The sequence below is a fragment of the Pseudomonas sp. B20 genome (genome assembly GCF_020515755.1).
GTDB lineage: Bacteria > Pseudomonadota > Gammaproteobacteria > Pseudomonadales > Pseudomonadaceae > Aquipseudomonas > Aquipseudomonas syringae.
Map to the genome: position 1 here is coordinate 1 of NZ_JAHPJG010000048.1, position 3,009 is coordinate 3,009.

A 3,009-nucleotide genomic window follows, 5' to 3' on the forward strand; every position below is an offset into this window, starting at 1 on the left:
AGGTATTACGACCCGGAGATTGGGCGGTTTATAACGCAGGATCCGATTGGGTTGTTGGGTGGGGAGAATCTTTATGAGTATGCGCCTAATACAATCAATTGGATTGACCCGTGGGGACTGAGCTGTAGAACTAATTATGTGGGCCGCACCCCAGGGAAAAATAGCAAAACGGGAAGAACCGTTATTGAGAATATGCGGAAGGAAGGAAAAATACGTGGTGAAGGCGCCCGTATGAGATTTAAGAGCAAAGACGAAAAATGGTACCCCATTAAAGAGGCCGATATGGCCCATAAAACCGACGCAGTAACATACTGGAATACCAAGGGGGGGTATTTTGGAGCTAAATCGCCGGAAGTAAGGCAGTGGATGCGAGATCCTAAAAATTATGAGCTGGAGCACTTCTCGACCAATAGATCCGCAGGTGCCAAATTAGGGCAGATTTATAGACCTCCCGAAAGTATGATTGGGCCACACGAAAATTTTAGCTATTGAGGATTTTATGGAAGATTTGAGCGATTCGAATAGTGAGCTTTCACAAAAAATTGTAGACTTGACGGAGTCTGGCAATAAATTTGAAATCGAAAATGATAGTCATAAAGCACTTGAAAACTATCATCAAGCATGGGCCTTGTTGCCTGCGCCTCCCGAAAGATGGGATCTTGCCAATTGGATTTCTAGTTGCATTTCTAATTTACTCTTTGACTCCGGAAATTATGCGGAAGCTAAAAAATGGGCAATTATTGCAATCAAAACCAAACCACCAAGAGAAACAAGCAGCCTGATTGATTTTGCAAAAATATGCTATGAACTTGGCGAAAAAGAGCTCGCAATTGAGCACTTTGACAAAGCTTTCAAACTCGGAAAGAAAAGAGCTTTTGAAGGCTTTGACAATAAGTACTTGAATTTTTATCTCGATAATATAAAGGTATGAATCATGCTAGAACTTGATGATGAGCTTTACGAAAAAATTTCCGAAATGAGTGACATAGGAAATTCATTTATGGATGACGGGGAATACCCGAGAGCATTAAACATCTTTGAGAAAGCTCTCAGTCTATTGCCTTCTCCTCGCAGCACTTGGGAGGCTTACACTTGGTTAAAAGCGGGTACAGCTGACGCTTTGTTTAACATGAAAGATTACGAACGTGCAATTGAAGAACTCTATGACGGTATGAACGGGCCTGACGGTGCATCAAACCCCTTCATTATGTTGCGTTTAGGACAGTCTCTCTACGAACTGAGTAAGTCTGAAGGTATAGAGTTCTTATGCAAGGCTTATATGGTAGAGGGTGAGGAGATTTTTTCAGAAGAGGATGAAAAATATCTAAAGCTTGTAAAAAATCATTTAATAGCAAATAAAGCTGACTCCCCTAGCCACAAGTAACAGCATTAGCCACCGAGCAATTTATTTGTAAAATTTATAGCTCTTTAAAAATTAAGTTAATAGAAGGGGCTACTAATATTGCGTTAGCCTCCTTTCGAATTCATTAATGCAAGCTACAAATCCAAGTACCTGTGGTGGAACAACCTCGCTCAGGTTGAGCACTTTCAGGACTGTTCAGGCAAAGACACTTACTGCCGCTATGACGATCGCGGTCATCTGATCGCCGTCACCGATGCCCTGAACAACACCAACACGCTGGAACGCAAACCCGACGCGAGGACGCCAAGGGCAAAGCCGTTGCCTACCAGTACGACAAGGCCATTCGCCTAACGGCACTGGTCAACGAAAACAACGCCACTTACAACTTCGTGTACGACAATGCAGACCGTCTGATCGAAGAAAAGCGCATCGACAACCTCACTCGCCGTTTTAGCTACAACCTCGGCGGGCACCTGACACAGGTCGAGGAAATCGGCTACGGCGAGAAAGGCGAACAACCACGGCGCAGCACCCACCTGGAGCGCGACCCGATTGGTCGGCTGCTGGCCAAGCTAAACGACGATGCCCGTCAGGACTATGCCTACGACGACGGCGACCGACTGCTGTCAATCGAGCGCAAGCCGACGGACACCGGCAGAAAACTGGGCGTCACCGCTGAGAAGATCGACTTCGCCTACGACCTGCTCGGCCGCCTCGTCAAAGAAACCACGCCTCAGGGCGCGCTGGACTACGAGTACGATCCGCTCAGCAACCTGACCACTCTAACCCTGCCTACCGGTCAACACCTGAACCACCTGTACTACGGCAGCGGTCACCTGCACCAGCTGAACCTCGATGGCCAGTTGATCAGCGACATGGAGCGCGACGATCTCCATCGCGAGATCTATCGCACCCAAGGCAAGCTGACAAGTTGCTTCGGTTACGACAGCATGGGTCGCAAGGCCTGGCAGTACGCCACAACCCTGCCTGCGGAAAAGCTGTCACAGATCCAGAACCCGCTCATAAAGCCAGAGCGCTACGTCGAACACGCTTACAACCCGATTCACCGCCGCTACGAATACGACCCTGCCGGCGAACTGATCCGCACCCTCGACAAACTGCGCGGCGAAACCCAGTACGAATACGAAGCCAACGGCCAGTTGCTGGCGCGCAACACCGGCCGCGTGGTCGACGGCGAAGAGTTCCGCTACGACGCTGCGGCCAACCGCCTCAACTTCAACACCAGCCGATTCGATCACGTCAAAGACAACCGCCTCAAACAGTGGGCGAACCACGAATACAAATACGACGCCTGGGGCAACCTGATCGAAAAAGTTGTCGGCATCGTGCGCTGGCAGACCTTCACCTACGACTGCGAAAACCGCCTGGTCAAAACCGAGACCATGGCCGACACGCAGGTGGAAAGTACCAGCAGCTATCAATACGACAGTCTGGGCCGAAGAGTCGCCAAACAGTCCGAGATCAAAGGCCACACCGACCACAAACGCTTCCTCTGGCAAGGCCTGCGGATGCTGCGTGAGGAAAGTCCGGGACAGAGCAGCCTGTATATCTACGAGCCCGGCAGCTATGCGCCGCTGGCGCGCGTGGATGAAAAAGAAGGCGAGGTAGAGAACAAGGTTTATTAC

The 3,009-nt window shown here is 49.6% G+C and carries 3 protein-coding genes and 1 pseudogene; all 4 read left to right on the plus strand.

Annotation, left to right across the window (positions count from 1 at the left end):
• On the plus strand, positions 1 to 492 hold a 492-nt coding region (locus LIX91_RS25460), incomplete at its 5' end, for an RHS repeat-associated core domain-containing protein (protein ID WP_230412660.1).
• A 7-nt stretch (positions 493 to 499) separates the two neighbouring features.
• Entirely contained in the window at positions 500 to 931 is a 432-nt protein-coding gene (locus tag LIX91_RS25465) for a hypothetical protein (RefSeq protein WP_003343700.1), read from the plus strand.
• A gap of 3 nt (positions 932 to 934) precedes the next feature.
• Positions 935 to 1,384: a tetratricopeptide repeat protein gene (locus tag LIX91_RS25470; protein ID WP_003343702.1), complete on the plus strand. Its 450-nt coding sequence runs from the start codon at positions 935 to 937 to the stop codon at positions 1,382 to 1,384.
• 102 nt (positions 1,385 to 1,486) lie between these two features.
• A pseudogene (locus tag LIX91_RS25475) lies at positions 1,487 to 3,009 on the plus strand (type IV secretion protein Rhs); the annotation flags it as partial.